Genomic DNA, 21,033 nt, shown 5'->3' on the forward strand with positions numbered 1-21,033 from the left:
AATAAGATTTTTTGGTTAAGTTACTAAGGGCATATCGTGGATGCCTAGGCACTACAAGGCGAAGAAGGACGCGGCTACCTGCGAAAAGCCTCGGCGAGATGGTAACAATCTTAGACCCGGGGATCTCCGAATCGGGCAACCGAACTGGGGTAATGCCCAGTTATCCTCTGCTGAATACATAGGCAGAGAGAAGCAAACGCAGGGAAGTGAAACATCTCAGTACCTGCTGGAAAATAAAACAACCGTGATTTCCTGAGTAGCGGCGAGCGAAACGGAAAGAGCCTAAACCTTTAAGCGTGTCAAGACTGCAATCGTTGCGCTTTAGGTGTTGTGGGACTCACAGACAGATTTGCAGTACGTCAAAGAGTTACAAAACTTAATATTAGCTGAATGGCTTGGAAAGGTCAACCGCAGAGGGTGAAAGTCCTGTAAGTGAAAGTGTTAAGACTCTTGTGAGTATCCCGAGTACCGCGGAACACGTGAGATTTTGCGGGAATCTGCCAGAACCATCTGGTAAGGCTAAATACTCAGTAGTGACCGATAGTGAACAAGTACCGTGAGGGAAAGGTGAAAAGTACTCCTAACAGGAGGGTGAAATAGTACCTGAAACGATATGCTTACAAACGGTAGTAGTCCCGGCTTGCCGGGATAACTGCGTGCCTTTTGTTTAATGATCCAACGAGTTACTCGTATGATGCAGGCTAAATCTTTAAGAGATGTAACCATAGCGAAAGCAAGTCCGAAACGGGCGTTAGTATCATGCGGTAGACGCGAAACCGAGTGATCTATTCTTGACCAGGATGAAGTATCGGTAATACGATATGGAGGTCCGAACCAATGTGGGTTGAAAACCGCTTGGATGAGTTGAGAATAGGAGCGAAAGACCAATCAAACTCGGTGATAGCTCGTACTCCTCGAAATAGCTTTAGGGCTAGCCTTAGGTAAAAGTATCACGGAGGTAGAGCACTAATTGGGCTAGGGCTGTCACAACGGTACCAAACCCAGATAAACTCCGAATTCCGTAGATATGTTTCCTAGGAGTCAGGCAGTGGGGGATAAGCTTCATTGCCAAAAGGGGAACAACCCAGACCATCATTTAAGGCCCCCAAGTCTACGTTAACAGACTAAGGATGTTGAGTTGCTATGACAACTAGGATGTTGGCTTAGAAGCAGCCATTCATTTAAAGAGTGCGTAATAGCTCACTAGTCAAGCGACTTAGCGCCGATAATACACGGGACTAAACGTAGCGCCGAAATTATGGATTGCAATTTATTGCAGTGGTAGAGGAGCATTCTAACGACGACTGTAGTTATACAGGGACTTCGGTCCGAAGGTGCAGGGTGATCTGTGCTGGAGTTTTTAGAAATGCAAATGTTGGAATGAGTAACGATAATTTAGATGAAAAATCTAAACACCGAAAATCCAAGGTTTCCTGAGCAATGTTAATCATCTCAGGGTTAGTCGGACCCTAAGCCGAGGCCGAGAGGCGTAGGTAATGGGAAACAGGTTGAATATTCCTGTACCGTCGAAATTTAAGTATAAGGGACACAGAAGTGAAAGGAGAGCCGCCTGATGGATTAGGCGGTCTAACGTCGTAGGTTGGGGCAACCCTTCTGAAAGCGGAACGGGAGGGCGCAAGCCCACAAACTCTCCCTAATCAGGCTGTCAAGAAAAGCTTATATGTATAATAAGACGTCCGTACCGTAAACCGACACAGGTAGATGAGAAGAGTATTCTAAGGTGCTCGAGTGAGCCGTGGTTAAGGAACTCGGCAAATTGACCCCGTAACTTCGGGATAAGGGGTGCTCCGATTTATCGGAGCCGCAGAGAAATGGGCCAAGCAACTGTTTAACAAAAACACATGTCTATGCTAAGACTTTAAGTCGATGTATATGGACTGACACCTGCCCGGTGCTGGAAGGTTAAGAGGAGAGGTTAGCCGCAAGGCGAAGCTTTGAATCGAAGCCCCAGTAAACGGCGGCCGTAACTATAACGGTCCTAAGGTAGCGAAATTCCTTGTCGGGTAAGTTCCGACCTGCACGAATGGTGTAATGATTTGGTCACTGTCTCGACCACGGGCTCGGTGAAATTGTGGTACCGGTGAAGACGCCGGTTACCCGCATATGGACGAAAAGACCCCGTGCACCTTTACTGCACCTTAGCATTGGGTTTGGATAAATTATGTGTAGAATAGGTGGGAGACTTTGAAGCGGTGGCGCTAGTCATCGTGGAGTCGCAATGTGAAATACCACCCTTAATTTGTTCGAATTCTAACCCGGATCCTTGAATCAGGATTGGGGACAGTGTTAGGCGGGTAGTTTGACTGGGGCGGTCGCCTCCTAAATTGTAACGGAGGCTTACAAAGGTACCCTCAGCACGCTTGGTAACCGTGCATAGAGTGTAAAGGTATAAGGGTGCTTAACTGTGAGACTTACAAGTCGAGCAGATGCGAAAGCAGGTCTTAGTGATCCGACGGTTCCGTGTGGAAGGGCCGTCGCTTAAAGGATAAAAGGTACGCCGGGGATAACAGGCTGATCTCCCCCAAGAGTTCACATCGACGGGGAGGTTTGGCACCTCGATGTCGGCTCATCGCATCCTGGGGCTGGAGAAGGTCCCAAGGGTTTGGCTGTTCGCCAATTAAAGCGGTACGTGAGCTGGGTTCAGAACGTCGTGAGACAGTTCGGTCTCTATCCTATGCGGGCGAAGGAAACTTGAGAAGACTCGCTCTTAGTACGAGAGGACCGGAGTGAACGAACCTATAGTGTACCAGTTGTCATGCCAATGGCACCGCTGGGTAGCTATGTTCGGATGAGATAAGCGCTGAAAGCATCTAAGCGCGAAACTCACTTCAAGATTAGGTTTCCCCTCCCTTGTGGAGATAAGACTCCAGAGAGATTATCTGGTTGATAGGCTGCAGGTATAAGCACAGTGATGTGTTCAGCCGAGCAGTACTAATAAGTCGAACGACTTGCCAATTTTTTTATTGTTCAGATAGCTAGTTGCATCATAATTATTTACTTTATTACGAGTTTTCCGGTGATTTAACAAAGAGGCCACACCTCTTCCCATTCCGAACAGAGTAGTTAAGCTCTTTGTAACCGATGGTACTGCATGGGCAACTGTGTGGGAGAGTAGGTTTTGCCGGATTTATTTTAAAAAGCCGATTCATTTGAATCGGCTTTTTTATTTTATACAAGTTATTGAAATTAATAAAAAGAAATCTTACTTTATTACAATATTTTAAATAGAAATTTTACACTGCAAAATGAAGAAATTAAAGTTCGAAGAGTTGGCACTTTCCCCATTGATGTTGAAAGCCATATCAAATCTCGGGTTTGAGGAAACAACTCCAATACAATCAGAATCAATTCCCTTACTGCTTGATGGTGTTGATATTACGGGTCATGCCCAAACAGGAACGGGTAAAACCGCAGCATTTGCAATACCCATTATTGAAAAGCTTGAAAAAGATAAGCAGGAGATACAAGCATTGGTATTGTGTCCAACACGTGAACTTGTCATACAGGTGACTGATGAATTTAGAAAACTTTTGAAATACAATGATGATGTTTTTGTTGTACCTGTTTACGGCGGCCAGGAAATTGACAGGCAGTTAAGAGCATTAAAAAAATTCCCGCAGATAATAGTCGGAACACCGGGAAGATTAATGGACCACATACAAAGGACATCTATCAAGCTAAAGAAAATAAGGTTTGTTGTGCTTGATGAAGCAGATGAAATGCTTGATATGGGATTCAGGGATGATATAGAATATATTCTAAAAGAAACTCCGGAAACAAGACAGACAATAATGTTCTCGGCAACGATGCCAGAACAGATTAAGAAGCTGATGGCAAAATATCAAAAAAACCCGCGAACTGTGGATGTAACACATCACAAGTTGAATGCACCAAAAATCGAGCAGGTTTATTTTGATATACCCGAGAAAGCCAAGCCTGAAGCACTTGCAAGATTAATTGATTTACATGACATTAAACTTGCACTGGTATTCTGCAACACCAAGAATCAGGTGGATAATCTTGTTGAGATACTTAAATCAAGAGGATATTTTGCCGACGGATTACACGGTGATTTAAGCCAGGGACAAAGAGAGAAAGTAATGAATAGTTTCAGAAGTGGCAGTACTGAGATTCTTGTGGCGACTGATGTTGCGGGAAGAGGAATTGATGTTAGTGATGTTGAAGCAGTTTTTAATTATGATCTCCCGAGAGATGATGAGGATTACGTTCACAGAATCGGTAGAACAGGCAGAGCAGGTAAATCCGGTATAGCATTTACATTTGTAGTCGGAAGACAGCTTCACAGCTTAAAAAGAATTGAAAAGTTAAACGACTTGAAAATTGTAAGACGAGATATTCCTACGCTTACCGAACTTGATGAAACAAGAATTGAGATACTTTCAAAAGAGTTAAAAGAAGTAATAAACCTGGGACATATAGGGAAATTTGTAACCCTCGTTGAGAAGATGATGGGTGATGATTATTCTTCGATTGATATTGCAGCGGCACTGCTGAAGAAAACGCTTGATAACAAGAATGAAGGATTTAATAAAAATCAGGATTTTGAAAGTAGAGAAAGCAGTGAAGGTAGATATGACAGAAAAGACAGAGAAGGCAGATACGATAAAAAGGGAAAGAAGGGCGGTAAAAGCGGAGGAAATAGATTCGGCGACAAAAAGTTTGGTAACAAGAAGTTTGGTAACAAGAAGTTCGGTGACAAGAAGTTCGGTGACAAGAAGTTCGGTGATAAGAAATTTGGTGATAAGAAGTTTGACGACAGTAGATCGAAGGATAAAAGAAGAGGGGATGATAAATTTTCAGGATATAAGGATAAGAAATCAGGCGAAAGGAAATACTCAGATACAGGATTCTATAATGATGGAGATAGTTTTAGCGGAAGCAGAGATAAAGGTAAGAGAAACCGTTCTTCAAACAAGATGTTTTCAGGAAAACCGAAGAAAAATAAAAAGGGTAAGAGATTTTGAATTTTGTAATTTTTAGAGGATTAAAATTACTCTGACTTATACAAAGTAATGTACGATATTAAACAAGAAACACCCCGCAGTTTTTCTGCGGGGTGTTTCTTGTTTAATATAAAACCAATTTTAAATTACTTTAGTAATATCATCTGTTTAGTGTTGCTGAATGAACCCGATTCCATTCTGTAAAAATAGACTCCGCTTGGGTAATCGTTTGCATTCCAATCAACCGAGTATGAGCCTGCGTTTAGTTTTCCATTTACGAGAATCGAGATTTCTTTTCCGAGCATATCGAATATTGTTATTTTTACGCTGCTTGCTTTTGGCACATCAAATTTAATTTTAGTCGTTGGATTGAACGGGTTAGGGAAGTTTTGAGAAAGAGAAAATGAATTTGGTATTTTTCCTTTTATTGGATTCAATCCTGTTAATGTTGTTGAAAAATTCCATACGGAAGACCAATTACTATACCCTCCCTCATTGCACGATCTCACTCTCCAGAAATATTGAATTCCATTTTGTAAAATGCCTTGCTGGATTTGAAGAGAAGTGTTTAAAATACCAACGGTATCGATAATAAATGTTGAAAATCCAGAATTCGTTGATATCTGAATATTGTATGTCATTGCCGATGTGATACTATCCCAATCAAAAGTTGGAGTTAATGAAACATTAACGACGTTATTTGAGGGTGAAATTAAATTAACGGATGAGGTTGATGAAACAAAATCATTTAAAGAGCGTTTAAAAATACTGTTATAAAACGTTCCTGCGTACAAATTTCCTTCGTGTACTATAAGTGATAAAGCTAAAGTATTATTTCGAGGTAAACCTGTTTGAATGCTTGACCAATTATTTCCGTTATTTGTTGAAATGTAAATTTTATTATTGGGGTTTTCATTTTGATTTGTAAAAGTAAACAGGCAATTTCTTGTAGCATAAACATTTTCCAAATCATTAGATGTAATTCCATTACTCGCTTGAATCCAAGTAATTCCGTTATTTGAAGTTCTATAGATTTTGCTTCCTGCAGTAGCAGCAAAAACATATCCATCTTTTGCTGCGAGTCCCCTGATTATAGACCCTGCCGGTAATCCGGAACTAGATAATCCCCAATTTTCACCATTATTAGTTGAGACAAAAACTCCAATGGATGTTCCAGTGAATAAATTATTATCTTTACTGCAAAAAGATTGAATAAATAAATTTGACAATCCATTATTGCAAGCATACCAGTTATCACCGTTGTTTGTTGTTTTAAAAATTCCCGAACCTGTAGTACCGGCGAAAACAATACCGTTATATGAATGCAAAGTCCATATCCAGCTTGTTCCACTGAAACCATTATTACATAACGACCAAGTATTACCATTATTTGAGGATTTGTAAATTTCTGGACCGTATGATGAAGCAACCGCTGCAAACAAAATGTCATTTGCGATGCAGATGTTTTTTATTCTGCTGCTATTTGGAATTCCGTTATTCTTCTCAATCCAGGTTTGTCCATTATCAGAGCTGCAGTAAACTCCATTATTTATTAATCCTGCAAACAACAAATTACTTTTTGAAAATAAAGAATATATTCGAAGACTTAAAATCCCATTGTTTATTTGTGACCAGGTCTGTCCGTTATTTGTAGATAAGTAGTTACCCGATAAACTCCCCACAAAAATATTTGTATTTTCAACTTCAATAGTTAAAATATGTCTGTTGCTTAATCCGATATTTGACCAGTTATTCCCTGAGTTAGAACTGAAAAATATTCCTTGTGTCGTTCCTGCGTACAGTTTATTACTGCTGTAATAAACTTTGTAAATGCCCAAAGCAGAAAGACCATTATTGATTTCAATCCAGTTCTGCCCAAAATTATATGATTTAAATACACCACCACCCGAAATACCTAAAAACAATGTATCTCCTGATGCTGCAAAGGATTGCAAACTTAAATTTGTCAAACCATTGTTCCTTTGTATCCAGTTTTGACCATTATTAGATGAATAATAAACACCGCCACCGTTATCAGCATAAAACGTATTACTGCCAATTGAAATAATATCAGCAGGATTTGGAATTGCCGGCAACCCATTATTAATTAAAGACCAATTATTGCCGGAGTTTGAAGATAAATAAATTCCATGAAATACAGACGCGACAAATATATTGTTATTGTAGAAAGAGATTGTGTTAACCATTCTGCTTGGAAACTGTATTGCAAAATTTGTCTGAATCCAGTTCAGGCCGTTATTAGTAGTATATAACAAACCAGATTGTTCCCCCACCCAAATTTCATTGTTTCGTTTAGCAATCCTCGTAATTTGCTCAAGCCCGGAATGAAACCAGTTATTTCCGTTATTATTAGATATATAAATACCGTTTAATGTACCGCAATACAAATACGAATCTGATTTAATTAAATCTCTTACTTCTGCACCTTCCGGCCCCATTTGTGTCCATTGTGAATAAGAAAGGGATAAGGTCAAAAAAGTAAAAGCGATAAGAATTAATATTCTTTTCATAATATTATTTTATTAAATTTAATTTGATTGTTTTCGAATAGTCTTTAGAGATTAATTTGCAGAAGTACAACCCTGAAGATAAACTACTTCCGTCAAACTGATAAGAATATTGACCTGCAGGTAATTCTGATTCGTAATTATTATATACTTCAGAGCCGCGTATATCATAAATGATTATCTGAACATCAGATTTTGTCGTTATATCAAATTTAATTGTGGTTGCAGGATTAAACGGATTCGGATAGTTTTGGTAAAGTTCATGTGATTTTGGAATTTCATTATTAATTTGGTTTATGCCTGATGGAGATTGTGTCTTGAAATATAATCTGCTTGAAAAAGATGAACTAGGTTGCCCTGCACTATTATAGGTTCTCATATTCCATCTGTATGGTCTGCTCCACTGCAGTATTCCAGGAGGAAGTGTATATGATGTTCCTGTAAATACAGAATCGTCTAAGACTAAAATTCCGCTTAATGTATCTTTAATATATAATCCATATTTCAACGCACCTGATACTGCTTGCCATTGCATTGTTGGAGTAAGTGTATATATTATATTTCCCGGGGGGGAAGAACTCCCCGGAGAAACGAGTGTTGGCGGAGGTAACAATGCTGCGTTAACAACCTGAAACGAAAGAGGGTTCACTCCGCTTCCTGTAGTTGTGAAATCAAACCATCCTGTTCCGATTTTGTAACCTCTTGCAACAGCTTTATATGTTCCGAGCGGCAATGAACTGCTGAAATAACCTGTTGCATTATAGTTATAAGTTCCGCCTGGAGGAATAGTTATGTTAGTTGCTTTGGTTAAATCAAAAATAAATCCATTGTTATTATACAATACGGCACAGACAACTGTATCAAAAGTTATTGCCGCCCCGCCGGTTTCCTGAAGTGTAAATGTTGCCTGTAAACTTCCACCGCTTATTACTGGATTTGGATTTACAGAAACACCTTGAGAAACTTTGGCATATCCGGAACCACTTGTAACATTATTGAAAGTTCTTAATCCAACAATAGTATTATAATTAGATAATAATCTTTCTGATTGATATAAAGGGTCTAATACAACAAAATCACTAGTACTGGTTCCGCTTCCGTTGTAACCTTTAACAACTATGAAATGATTTACCGTTGTGGTAACATTTACAATTACCGGGCTTCCCGCATCAATTTTTGATTTTATTGCTGATAAGCTATATCCTATACTGCCTGCAAAAGTAACTGTGCTTCCGGGGTATTGCACGGCAGTGCCCCAAATGATAAGACATCCCCCACTATAACCGCCATTATTGGTCAACCATGTGTTTAATTGTCCGGGGTTAACATTTACCCCGTTTGTTTTTAAGAGCATAGCCATGCAGACCACTGCACAACCATCCGAACACATCGTTAATCCGCTGCATGTACCTAATTGAGAACTGCTCCATGATTGTCCGCATTGCAAATATTGGTAAACGTTTATGATGCCTCTTTCTTCACTTTTTAAATAATTGCTATTTATGTGAAATAAAAGAAATATAAGTGATACTATAAATATTGCTATTGATAATTTTTTCATAATAATGTTTTTATTAGTTCTTTAAAAATCCAGAATTCTTTTTGATTTCGTTTGCTTCTTCTTTCTTCTGTGCAAGTTCTTCGGGTTCTAAATGATTCCATGCTGTTGAGAGTGCATTTTTATAAATAACCATTAAATTATCAACAATTGAATTCCAGACTAAAGGGTCATTTACAGGGATATTTGTTGTTGTATATGAATAGTAACTTTTTAGTTTAAAAGTAACGGCATCAATTTGGATACTCTTAACCCATATTTTAGTTTTGGTAAATGGTTCTGAAAATATCAAATTCAGTTTGCCAGAGACTGTCATATCCCCGTCTGCATAGTATTCAACAGCACTTGAACCATAAGAGAGAAGATTTATTCCGGTTTTCTGCTTCAAATAGTTTCCTGCAAATTGTAAATCAATTTCGGGTTCTATAAGTAAATCAGTTGTTTTCTTTTCATTGTAAACCATCTGATCAATATTTGAAAATGGTCCTTTATATGGATATCCTCTAGCAGTTAACATTTCGACAAAATCTTTACCCATATTATCGGCAAATATTTTATAAGGATCCACATTTCCTTCTCTAAAAGATTCTACATATCTTGGATTTAACAAAGCGAATGTGATGTCATTGGATTTTGTAATTCCCTCGGTTGGTGGTACAAAATCGAAACTTGCCGATTTTAGCGGAGGGGGAGGAGCATCCTGTTTTAAACCTGCCGAGCAACTGTATATTAATGCTGCAAATATGATAACACTTAATACTTGTAATGTCTTTTTCATAATTTGTAATTTTTAATTTTTTAAAAATGTTTTAAATCTCTTTCCCATACCCGTTTGTAACGTTGAATGGGAAAGATGTTATAATATTGATTTACAATTCTACTGTTATTTTATATTCGCCGTTTATTTCCGGTGACTCGTTTTGTACGTTGAGGTAGTTCTCTGCGGCAGTGTTTCCGAGTTCTGAGGCGAGCACTGTTTTCTTATCGTCCGCTTCGAGCATAGCAGTGGACTCACCGAGCGTGTTTTCATTCGTGCTTAGCCCGAATTTCAGTGCTACCGTGCAAGTGTAGTTCAGTGTTATTGAGTCTTCGGCATTATAGTGTCTTTCGTCAACATTTTTGATTGTGTTTGCAGCTATTTCGCCGCCGATTCTTGTCGTCTCGAAAATATTAATGAAATAACTTATTAAATCTCTCATTTTTTACTTCCTAATTTTTTATATTCTATGAAGTTTATAGTTTTTATGGTTATTCGATTTTTGATGCATAGCATTAATACTTCTTTTTTATATTGTAAACTTTTACAATTCTACTTTAAAACTTTATATCCCTATTTCCAATTTAGTAAATGCTACATCGAGACTTCAGAGCCCTCTTTCCAATTTAGGGTATGATCCTCTAAACTTCCAAAGCCTTATTTCATCTTTCGGAAACCTTCCCCAAAAGTCCGCCTGTGAAACAAGCGGACTTTAATTTGGTGGGTTATGATGTCATTTTACCATGGCTTTTTCCGGAAATATTAACAAAGAACTTGTTTGTGTACTGTTCAAATAATATATACTCACACTTGCCGGATTTTTTAGGAAAAATATTTTGCATTTGTAATAATTAATAGTTGATTTATATTAGCCAGTGATGTCAGTCTGCCTAAATAATTTCCGTTATGCCACGAGGCAAGAATTAGATAGTTTTATAAATGAAAATCTTGACCTAGGTGAAAGTTATATTGCCTTTTTAGTTCAAGAAATGGGTCATTATCTGCCGGATAATATTTCACCGAGAGATGCCGCGATAGATTTGTTAGCGGAAATCTTTCAAACCGAAAATAATGTTCTTATCAAATTCCGTCATTTTTTCGAGCATAATCTTGCATACGCAAATATGAATTCTGAAGAAGAGTATCGGAAATATATTCAGGCATTTATTTTTAAAATTATTCAGAATAATCTTCCGCAGCTTTTTAAATCTTCTGATTCCCCCTCATTTCATGTAATCAGAAACCTAAATGAAGCGATTTCTGACTTGGGACTGAAAACAGAATTCCATTTTTCGGATAAATATATTTATATGTCTGAATACAATAAAGCAGACAGCCCGCCTGCAGGCAGAGACGATTTAATTAGTATTGTCAATAGGGCCGGATTTATGAAAGATGTTATTAATACTAAACTGTTTGTAAAAAAGCTACTCAATGATCTCGAACATCAGAGGATTTTCACTAACAAAGTGAAATTCAATGATTTAGTTTATGTTTGCAAATATTTCTCTACACTGGATTATATAAACGTAATGAAAAATGAGCAGGAAGATGAAAGTATCTCAACAAAATTAAACATTAAATTTATTCTTGACGAAGCATATTTCGCATTCGATGAAGCATTCAGAAAATATTTAAACAAGAAAAATATGTCCGAAAAATTTACTGAATGTATGTATAATATAATAAACGACATAGTGGAGGAATATAAGGAGGGAAACCAAAGGGATTCTGTGCTGAATCTTACGGTAAAACATTTTGGTGCATCAGATAAAAATATTTGCAACAAAGTTCAATACTGTATTGATATGTTTGAAAATGAATTAATTAAAAATCTAAAAAACGAAATGATCTTTCTGAATGAAAGAAGATAACAACAAAATATTAAATGATATAAATAACTCAGGCGGCGAAATAGCAAAAGAAGAGCATAATATCTACAAAAAATTTCTTGAATTCCGCTCAAAATACAAAACGGAAAATGAAATAGCCGATAAAAAGATTATTGAATTCATTCCCGTAAAAAACGAAGAGGTTAATTATGAACCTGACTTGCGACTGTTTGCAGCGGAATCGGCGACAGGCAGTCATGATTCCGAAATGATACAATCTAATTTTTACGTATCCACCGACGATAAATATGCTTTGAAGTGTATTAGTATTGCCGAAGATGAACTTTGCGTGAATATATTAAGCGATGTAAACAGTACTCAGGAAATGATTTTGTTTTTACCCGAACTAAATAAATATTATCTGCCAAATGTAAACGGCGAGTATATTATTTCTGGTGCATCAGCAAAGAATTTAAGTAAAGTGAATTTCAAAGTATTTCTTTACAAAGAGAAAATAAAAATATCCGTAAGCGGAAAATCATATTCTCTACTTTCTGTTAACAATCTTACCAGACCAGATGTTATAGAGCTTAATACTTCATTCCTGATAATAAAATTAAATGGATCGAAGAACTTTTTAAAAGCTGTAATGATGAACGATAAAACACGTGAGTTTATTAATTATTCTGATGATTTAATTAATGTTCCTCTTCTGCTGTTAGATAATAATTCCGTAATCTATTTATTCTGATGTAATATGTTAAATGATATCATAAGAAAGTATCAGCTAACATTCAGCATAATAAAAGCAAGTCCAAATCCAAAAACCCAGTTAAAAGCAATAATTAATTTCTTTAAACTCTGCGAGCATCACGACTTTCATCATCTTTACAAATACTTCATAAAAGATTTCATACACTGCATTTATAACATTTTCAAACACAGCGCTGTGGATTTTCTCGATCCTTATTACCTGTACGCTTCAAAGTATATACTTAGGAAATCACTCGATATCGAAAAGGACAGGATTGCCGTAAATGAAATAAACTCTGCGATTGAACTAATTAATTTTCAGCTTTTAATTTTACTCTATCATCTCGGAGAAATTGAAAACGGAAAGTTGATACTGCTTGATTTAATAAAAAGCAAGAATATATTTACAGACAGGAAAGATGAAAATAGTAAGAAAAATAAAATATCTGATTCAAAATCACTCGTTGACCCTGCATTATTCCACATTAATAAAGCTTTCGACATACTGAAACGAATTGATTATGAAATCTCAATCGTTAATTCAGCCTCCGAAAATTCAGTGAATATACTCCTTGTGGAATCAGACAACGCTAAATTGAGCATGAAAAATAACGGAATGATTCAGGAACTTAGCTGCATTATCTCAGAAAATCCTAAAAACACACAGAATAATTTTTTCTTAGAAAACATAATAGATATTCACGAAGAAGGTTTTGAAGAGTTAAAAAATCCTTTGATTGACTCCGCAAATATTCTATTGAGACAATTCAAAGAATCACTTAATTCCTTTGAATCCAAGATTAGCATGAGGTTTACCGATACAAAAGGAATTTATAAGGGCAAGTCTTTTGGAGCAGGCGCCTCATTACTCCTTTGCACCGCATATTTAAAATATATTGATAAAAGAATAAAATTATCAATCGCATGCAATACGGCTTTTACGGGCAATATTTCAAGCAACGGTGAATTACTTCCTCTGCCTGAAAGTTCGATTGAAACAAAAGTAGAAGCAGCATTCTTCTCATGGATTAAAAATGTTGTCTTGCCGATTGATAATCTTCAATCAGCAAAGAAAATATTGAATGGTCTTCAGAAGAAATACAGAAAAAAAGAGCTTAACCTGTTCGGAGTGAAAAATATTTCCGAACTTTTAGGATACAAAAACATTGTTCAAATAAAAGAAGAAACAAGAATTCAGCATACTATACGAACAATTCAAAAACACAAGAACTTATCATATACAACTTTAATAATACTGCTTATAACGCTGACTGCATTCTCTGTATATAAATTCATTCCAAGAAATATCAAACCGCCTCCTTCTAAAAGTGATTATTCAAGAATGACTTACACTCCCGATAGAGATACAGTATGGCATTTTGCCAATATAGATAAAGCGGGCGGCGATACTATTAGGTTTGGAGAAACTGCCATCGGAGACCAGTGGCAAATAATAATGAGTTTATTTAATAATTCATATTCAAAGGAACCCCTTGCAATAGATGTAGAAGGAAAAGATAAAGATGAATTCGAGGTTATTTGGTATGACGATGCTGTTCAAACTGAATCTCCTGAATACACAATTAACGATGTAAATCAGAAAATGTATCTTAAATTTATTCCATTCAAAAGCACAGGCGATAAAGAAGCACAACTCATTTTTTACAATAAATCAAATCCCGAATACAGGAAAATATTATACCTTAAAGGAATCTCCGACATTTACAAAAACGGTTATTCACTTAAAATGTCGGATGATGATATTCTAACTATAAATCCTAAAGGTAATGTTCTGAAAAATGAATTTGCTTTTTCTTTCTGGTTTAAAGTAAATGAAAGAATCAATATTATAACTGATGGAACACCATCATGGTCGCAGACTAAATTCTGCGTATACATTTCTCCTGATTCGACATTGGAATTAACTATAATTAGTTCTTTGATTTCTCCCACAAATCACGCTAGAATAAAAACAAAATCAAAAATAAGATTTAATGAATGGGACTTTGCCGCAATATCCCACATAAATAATAAAACATATTTAATTCTTAACGATGAAGTTGTAGAGTATAAAACAGAAGATAATCATTTATTGCAGTTCGAGGATTATTTATACTTTGGGGATATACATCCCGTTCAAATGCTGACATACGGTTACCGCAAAGATAGCTGGGAGCTTAAACTTTCAGAATTTCGGTTGTATAACAAATTTATCAACCCGAAGGAAATCCTTTCAAAAAAACATCTGAGAGAATATCCTTATAATAAAAATTTATTGTGTTATTATGATTTCGATGAGGGCAATGGAAAAAATATTCATGATAAAACTATAAATGATTTGTATGGAATCATATATGGATTACCTCAGAGAAGTCTTGATATACCCAATTTAGTGTCGGAAAAGAAAGAAAGTATTGTACAAAAAGATAAAGATTATTGCATTCAAACAAAAGGCAAAGGTCAGGTTGTGCTAAACAAATCTTTATTCAAACATAAATCAAGTTTTTCGTTAGTGATGGATGTTAAATTTGATACTAAACTCCTTGAAAATATAAATGATTTGTTCAAAATAGATAACGGCGTTAGACGCAGTTATAATGCCACAGTTCAATATGACTCAGTCATTTATATAAGTCACAGTATTATTGATGGTAGTACATCGGCGAACGGAACGAAAATCGTATATAAAGCTTGGAACAGATGGAATAGAATTATTTATGATTATTCTCTTGAACAAAATAAAGGCAGAATTTTTATTGACGGTATATTGCTGTCTGAATACAGTTTCGGTAATCTACCTTATGACATATCAAAAACATTCTTCTCTATTTATTTCGCAGGAGATGGAAGCCACGATAATCCTCGCTTTTTAATGGGAGAAAAGTCTGTTGACAACATAGCTGTGTTCAACAGAATATTAAACGATGATGAAGTGAAGTTTAAAACATTTAACCAATTCAAAAACCTTCAGGGGCTTCTTGCTTTCTGGACTTTTGATAAAATAGAAAACAATATTTGCTACGACGAATTATACCGAATACCTGTTTTTCTCTGGGATGACTTTGAAGTATTGGTAAGAAAATAAATTTATATTCGTACAAAATTTATTTCTAAAATAAATTATTAAAATCAAACTTATTCAGCGATGACATTAACAAAAACAAATTACATCTATACAGGTTATTATTGTGTCCTTTTTATCCTTGAATACAATCCAATATGGGGATTTATAATGAATCTAACCAATACCATAACCCATGATTTATGCACATGCATCGTGTCGTAAAAATCAGGTGCTAATTTCTTTAACTGTGGTAATCTGCTTCCCGGAATACTTGGGAAATCATGATGTTCATTATGATAACCAACATTAAATGCGAGTTTATTAAGAGGACCATAGTATGAATATGTTTCCTGACCTTCTTTAAACACGTAGTGCTCAGCTATAAAGTGACCTGACATAGGGTGTAAACTTCCTGCAAGAAAATCCGCTACCAGCAAATAAATCAAAGCATACCATCCAGCAAAATATATAAATACGGAAATTACAATTACCTGAAATACAAGATTAATTATCTGCCATTTGTTCAGTTTCATAGGATGTACGAAAACCGGCCTGAAAGCATAAAAGAGTATTTGTATAAAAGCCCAGATTAGTTTACCGAAAAATCCTCTGAATATCTTTGCCTCATTATATGTCGGTACGTCAACATCTATTCCATCTACTCCCTGGTGCCGGTGATGCATAGTATGATAAACTTTAAATGACATTGCATAAGGAAATACAATAGGAATGTTTGCAAACAGAGCCAGCCAGTTATTCGGTGTCTGTCCTTTAAATGCAAGATTATGGGTTATCTCATGAATGGCTAGAAATAATGAATGCGTTACTGTCGCACCTATAAAATATGCTGCGAGAATGAAATATAAAAATCCATAAGGTAATTCCAGAAGTTTATGAATAAAGAAAGCAGATATTAACTGAAAAATCACAAGAAAGGCCGTTGTATAAGCAAGTTTTATATCAGGACCAATTAAATTCCTTACCTCAGGATATTTATTAAGTATTTCTTTTCTCCTTAAAAGATGTGGTTCACGCTCTTTTGACCAGTAAAAATCCTTCTTTTCTTTATCAATCATATATTTAAAAAATTAATAATAAATTTAAAATAATAACTATATAAATAATAGAGAAAAAACATAATTTATTTAACTAAAGATACTGTATATTCCATTTCAATATTTTTAAGTTCATTTTCGAATCTCTCAAGTTCATTTAAAATCTCTGACTTTGCAATCTCAAAACTTGATTTCAAATCATTAAATAGCGATTTGTAATATATAATTCCTTCATTAATGTTTTTTCTGAATTGCTCTATATGTTTTATTTGTATCTCAGTTGAATAATCAGAAATTGAATCTGCTAATTCCCTGAAATAATTTATATATAGTTCAAGTTCTTTTATGAATAAATTAGGTCTGTCTTTTCTTTTAATAATGTTAACTTTACCGTATATATGGTCAACCATTTTTTTCAATGACACGATCTCTGAAAAATATGCCATATTAGGACCCGGACAAATCGATACTCCCTGTCCTGTTTTTTTAGTATCCAGATTATTAACTATTAAAGCTGAAGTGCTCAATCCAACGCACAGACATGCTTTCTCAACTATTCTGTCGAAAATATTAAAATGAATCTTTGAGTCAAGATTTTTTTCATTTAGTTCAGCTATCTTGATTTTCTGAAACTGTCTTGATGCTGTACATATGGGCTGCTCCGTAAATTCTGTATTAAGTGAGCAGTACTTTTCAGGACAGGAACTTCCCGGTCTGCCCTTATCAGCTAATCCGTTTTTTTCTATATCCTTTGTGTTATTTCTTAAACTGTTAAATGGTACACCCAACGGCGAAATTCTACTCAGGTATAAATCATCTTCCTTAGCATTGCACAGCAATTTAGAAGTATCCTTGTCAACATTTGTTACTTCCGGAACGAGTAAAAACGGTGTGCCCCATCCTATTGAGTCCAGATTATACTTATTCAATAGATAATTATGTTCTTCTGCAGTCCCAATTCCGCCTTGAGCGGTGATTTTAAGCTCGAATGGAACTTCTGGTATAAATAATCTCTTACTTCTAAGTGATTTGCACATAAGTTCATGCATATTATCTTTTAATTTATCACGATTATTTTTGATTTCTTCTAAAACTGGACCCATTAAATATCCATCAGTTGCAAATGCATGTCCGCCGCAGTTTAATCCTGATTCCAAACGAAATTCTGAAATCCAAAGACCCTTTTTTGCGAATATCTTACTCTGGATGTAAGCTGATCGGTAATCACTTATTTTAAGTATTATTTTCTTCTTTCTCTTTCCATTAATATCAGGATAGAAATCTTTAAAGTTCTCAAAGTAACCGTATAGTCTTGTGTTTACTCCAGCCGACAACACTACTGAAGATTCCAGATTACTGTTTGCAAATCCACGCAAAGCTGCGTGAGCATCATTGAATTCAGGAAGCATCTGTTCTTTGTTAATGTAGTTCGCTTTATCAAGTTTGGTCATTATATTTACATCAATGCTGCCCATTACAATATTATTTCTTATCCATTCATGAATAATCTTATCACCTGGATTAAGTTTTAAAATATTTTTGAAATTTATTTTCAATTCCGAATTATCAGGCAGCAAATCAAAATATTTATCAAGTTCACTACCGGGCGTGTATTCGGATTTCTTTAGATTATTAAATTTCTCAACAACGATTTCGTTAACCAGATTCAGATATGCTGTAATTCTTTTCGCTCTATAGTCTTCCATTTGCATCGTAATAGGGTAGTATTCAATATTATTTAGTTTACAGTAATTTTTTCTCATCTTTTCGATTAATATATCATCTACAAGAGAAATCACGGATGAAATACCAAGGTGTGCTGTTTTTATTGGAGTGTCTATAGTAAATCCTATTCCCATAACGGGAATGTGAAACGTGTGTGCGTTATAAATTTTTGAATTCAAATTGCATTTGTTTGTGTGTCAGAATAATTTGAAACAAAAAATTATAACACAGTTTAATAAAATATTCGGAATTTGCTTACTTATTTTGTCCTGACGTAAACATGCTTAACTTTTCCCTTGCCAATTTCTCTCTCATCAATCTCAAACCTACCAAAACTACGTATAAGTGGAACAAGTTTTATGTAACCATAATTCCTCGGATCGAAGTTTGGCTGCTTCTTTATCAAAAGGTTCCCTAGGTCTCCTAAAAATGCCCAGCCGTTCTCATCGGCTATGTCTTCGATGCTGTCTGTAATCATCTTTACAAGTTCTCTGTCAGCTTTTAGCATCGGCTTCGAATATTGAGACTTTGTTTTTCTTTTAAAAACTCTTTTTTCTTTCTCCTTCAAGTCAACTTTCTCGTCCTCTGTTTCGAGCTCTTCTTTACTCAGTATTTCAAGATAAATAAATTTATCGCATGATGATATAAAAGGTCGCGGGGTCTTCTTTTCTCCGAAACCAAATACTTTCATACCTGCTTCGCGGAGTCTTGTTGCCAATTTTGTAAAATCACTGTCACTCGATACTATGCAAAAACCGTCAACTTTTCCGGAATAAAGAATATCCATCGCATCTATTATCATCGCTGAGTCAGTCGCATTCTTTCCTTGTGTATAACTGTATTGCTGTACAGGTGTTATTGCATTCTCAAGCAGAACTGTCTTCCATCCGGAAACAGTCGGTTTTGTCCAGTCTGCATAGATTCTTTTAAATGTAGGTACACCATATTTAGCAATCTCTTCAAGCATTGCTTTTACATTAGCGTAAGGTACATTATCAGCATCTATTAATACAGCAAGTCGTAAATCATTTTTGAAATCCATAATCATATATAAATGTGTTGTGCCCCGTGGAGGATTCGAACCTCCAAAACCAGAACCGGAATCTGGTGGTTTATCCATTAGCCTAACGGGGCTTCTATCAGTACTTTTTGTTCAAATGCCATTTCCAGGCAGTATCTATTATTTTATCAAGTTTATATTTTGGTGTCCATCCGAGTACTTCTTTTGCTTTCTTGTTGTCAGCAACAAGTATTGCAGGGTCACCCGCTCTTCTCGGATTCATTATGTAGTTTGCCTTTTTTCCTGTAACTCTTTCTGATGTATTTATTATATCTTTAACGCTGTAACCATCTCCCGTTCCAAGATTAATAACATTCGGTTTAAGATTGTCATTAAGATAACCTAATGCCCGAATGTGTGCGTCAGCAAGGTCATTGACGTGAATGTAATCTCTAATGCACGTTCCATCCGGAGTATCATAATCGTCACCAAAAACTTTAAGCTGCTTATTCGCATCGGACATACTCTGTAAAACAAGCGGAATCAGGTGTGTTTCGGGATTGTGACTTTCGCCTATATCTCCATCTTCTGAACATCCTGCAGCATTAAAATAACGTAAAGCCACATAATTTAACCCGTATGCAGTGTGAAAATCCTCAAGAATATTCTCAATCATCAATTTAGTCTTTGCATAAGGATTAATCGGCTTCGTAGTTTCGGTTTCAGATATTGGTATCTGTATTGGGTTTCCGTAAGTTGAACACGTAGAAGAAAAAACAAACTTTTTTATTCCTTTTCTTGAAACCGATTTTATCAGATTAAAACTGCCTACAACATTATTATTGTAGTACAGCTCGGGATTTTCTACCGACTCGCCAACGTATGCAAACGCAGCAAAATGAACCACTTCTTTTATTTCATATTTCTGTATTACTTTTTCAAGTTTATCGTAATCAAGCAAATCCACATTTTCAAACTCTGCTTTTGGATGAATTGCTTTCTTAAATCCTCTTGATAGGTTGTCAAGAATCAGAATTTCTTTACCTTTATCAATAAGCATTTTAACCGTGTGAGAACCTATATATCCCGCACCGCCTGTAACTAAAATCATAATAAGTCTGTATTTTATTACTTAATAATACGTATTTCCAAACTAAGAAATAGTGTAATTAGTATATTCGAAATTCGGACTATTATAAATTCGAAACTTCGGGAATTTGTATTTAGAAGATTTGTTAAATATGAAAACCAAAACTAAGAAATGAAAAAACTGATTTTATTCTTTATCACGGCTGTTACATTAATATCATTAAAAACAATTGCTCAGGAAGAACCTAAAGAGTTGTTTGAAAAATCATGGATTTTGGAAGATTCAACCGAAAAAAGAATTCTTAGAGAAAAAATAATTAAATTGTATCCTGAATCAGAATATGCCTTCTTTTGTAAAGGATGGCTCAAGACTGATAAGGAAGAGTATGCAGACGCTGTGGATTTTTTTAGTAAAGCAATAAACATAAATAATGAATTCTGGCAGGCTTATTATCACCGCGGAAATACTTACGGTGTTTTAAAGGATTATCAAAATGCAATAAGTGATATTTCTAAAGCTCTTGAGCTTAATCCCGAATACGGAGAAGGTTATTTTGTTAGAGGTGCTGCGTACTTTTTAGGTGTTGGAAACAAAGAACAAGGATGTGAAGACTGGCAAAAGGCTTTATCTCTCGGAAATGAAAAAGCTGGAGCATACATCACAAAATTTTGTAAATAACAATTTCA

At 35.6% G+C, this 21,033-nt stretch carries 12 protein-coding genes, 1 tRNA gene, 2 rRNA genes and 1 pseudogene; 7 read left to right on the forward strand and 9 right to left on the reverse strand.

What is annotated here, in order from left to right; translation table 11 throughout:
* The first annotated feature begins 12 nt into the window (after nt 1–12).
* The 3 genes and pseudogenes from WC644_08630 (at nt 13) to WC644_08640 (ending at nt 4,706) form a co-directional block, all read left to right on the forward strand.
* A 23S ribosomal RNA gene (locus WC644_08630) occupies nt 13–2,977 on the forward strand.
* Nucleotides 2,978–3,033: 56 nt separating this feature from the next.
* Nucleotides 3,034–3,148, forward strand: a 5S ribosomal RNA gene (gene rrf, locus WC644_08635).
* A 118-nt stretch (nt 3,149–3,266) separates the two neighbouring features.
* Nucleotides 3,267–4,706: pseudogene (locus WC644_08640) on the forward strand (DEAD/DEAH box helicase).
* A gap of 425 nt (nt 4,707–5,131) precedes the next feature.
* Here WC644_08640 and WC644_08645 read toward each other — a convergent pair.
* From WC644_08645 to WC644_08660, 4 genes are all read right to left on the reverse strand, one after another.
* On the reverse strand, nt 5,132–7,516 hold the full coding sequence (locus tag WC644_08645; GenBank protein MFA5012005.1) for a T9SS type A sorting domain-containing protein: 2,385 nt from the start codon (nt 7,514–7,516) through the stop codon (nt 5,132–5,134).
* A 4-nt stretch (nt 7,517–7,520) separates the two neighbouring features.
* Nucleotides 7,521–9,074, reverse strand: coding sequence for a C39 family peptidase (locus tag WC644_08650; protein MFA5012006.1), 1,554 nt, complete (start codon nt 9,072–9,074; stop codon nt 7,521–7,523).
* A gap of 13 nt (nt 9,075–9,087) precedes the next feature.
* Nucleotides 9,088–9,849 carry a hypothetical protein gene (locus tag WC644_08655; protein MFA5012007.1) on the reverse strand — a complete coding sequence of 254 codons (762 nt, stop codon included), beginning with the start codon at nt 9,847–9,849 and terminating at the stop codon, nt 9,088–9,090.
* Between the two features lie 91 nt (nt 9,850–9,940).
* A complete protein-coding gene (locus WC644_08660; GenBank protein ID MFA5012008.1) occupies nt 9,941–10,270 on the reverse strand; it encodes a hypothetical protein in 330 nt (109 codons plus the stop codon).
* A 436-nt stretch (nt 10,271–10,706) separates the two neighbouring features.
* On the opposite strand from WC644_08660, the gene WC644_08665 reads away from it, so the two are divergent.
* From WC644_08665 to WC644_08675, 3 genes are read left to right on the forward strand one after another with little or no spacing between them, the layout of a single operon-like run.
* Nucleotides 10,707–11,702, forward strand: coding sequence for a hypothetical protein (locus tag WC644_08665; GenBank protein MFA5012009.1), 996 nt, complete (start codon nt 10,707–10,709; stop codon nt 11,700–11,702).
* Complete coding sequence (locus WC644_08670; GenBank protein ID MFA5012010.1) at nt 11,689–12,411, forward strand: hypothetical protein; 723 nt, start codon at nt 11,689–11,691, stop codon at nt 12,409–12,411. Before WC644_08665 ends, WC644_08670 begins: the two co-directional genes overlap by 14 nt.
* Before the next feature lie 6 nt (nt 12,412–12,417).
* On the forward strand, nt 12,418–15,498 hold the full coding sequence (locus tag WC644_08675; GenBank protein ID MFA5012011.1) for a hypothetical protein: 3,081 nt from the start codon (nt 12,418–12,420) through the stop codon (nt 15,496–15,498).
* 98 nt (nt 15,499–15,596) lie between these two features.
* Here the strand turns inward: WC644_08675 and WC644_08680 are convergent, their stop codons facing one another.
* From WC644_08680 to galE, 5 genes are all read right to left on the reverse strand, one after another.
* Nucleotides 15,597–16,553 (reverse strand): fatty acid desaturase, encoded by a 957-nt coding sequence (locus tag WC644_08680; GenBank protein MFA5012012.1) that lies wholly within the window; start codon nt 16,551–16,553, stop codon nt 15,597–15,599.
* Between the two features lie 65 nt (nt 16,554–16,618).
* Nucleotides 16,619–18,436 carry a hypothetical protein gene (locus WC644_08685; protein ID MFA5012013.1) on the reverse strand — a complete coding sequence of 606 codons (1,818 nt, stop codon included), beginning with the start codon at nt 18,434–18,436 and terminating at the stop codon, nt 16,619–16,621.
* 80 nt (nt 18,437–18,516) lie between these two features.
* Nucleotides 18,517–19,299 carry an NYN domain-containing protein gene (locus WC644_08690; protein MFA5012014.1) on the reverse strand — a complete coding sequence of 261 codons (783 nt, stop codon included), beginning with the start codon at nt 19,297–19,299 and terminating at the stop codon, nt 18,517–18,519.
* Nucleotides 19,300–19,319: 20 nt separating this feature from the next.
* Nucleotides 19,320–19,391, reverse strand: a tRNA-Arg gene (locus tag WC644_08695).
* Nucleotides 19,392–19,396: 5 nt separating this feature from the next.
* A complete protein-coding gene (galE, locus tag WC644_08700; protein MFA5012015.1) occupies nt 19,397–20,368 on the reverse strand; it encodes a UDP-glucose 4-epimerase GalE in 972 nt (323 codons plus the stop codon).
* Nucleotides 20,369–20,518: 150 nt separating this feature from the next.
* Between galE and WC644_08705 the strand changes: the two genes are divergently transcribed.
* Entirely contained in the window at nt 20,519–21,025 is a 507-nt protein-coding gene (locus tag WC644_08705) for a tetratricopeptide repeat protein (GenBank protein ID MFA5012016.1), read from the forward strand.
* Nucleotides 21,026–21,033: the final 8 nt, after the last annotated feature.

It is taken from the genome of Ignavibacteria bacterium (assembly GCA_041649015.1).
Lineage (GTDB): Bacteria > Bacteroidota > Ignavibacteria > Tepidaquicellales > Tepidaquicellaceae > CAIKZJ01.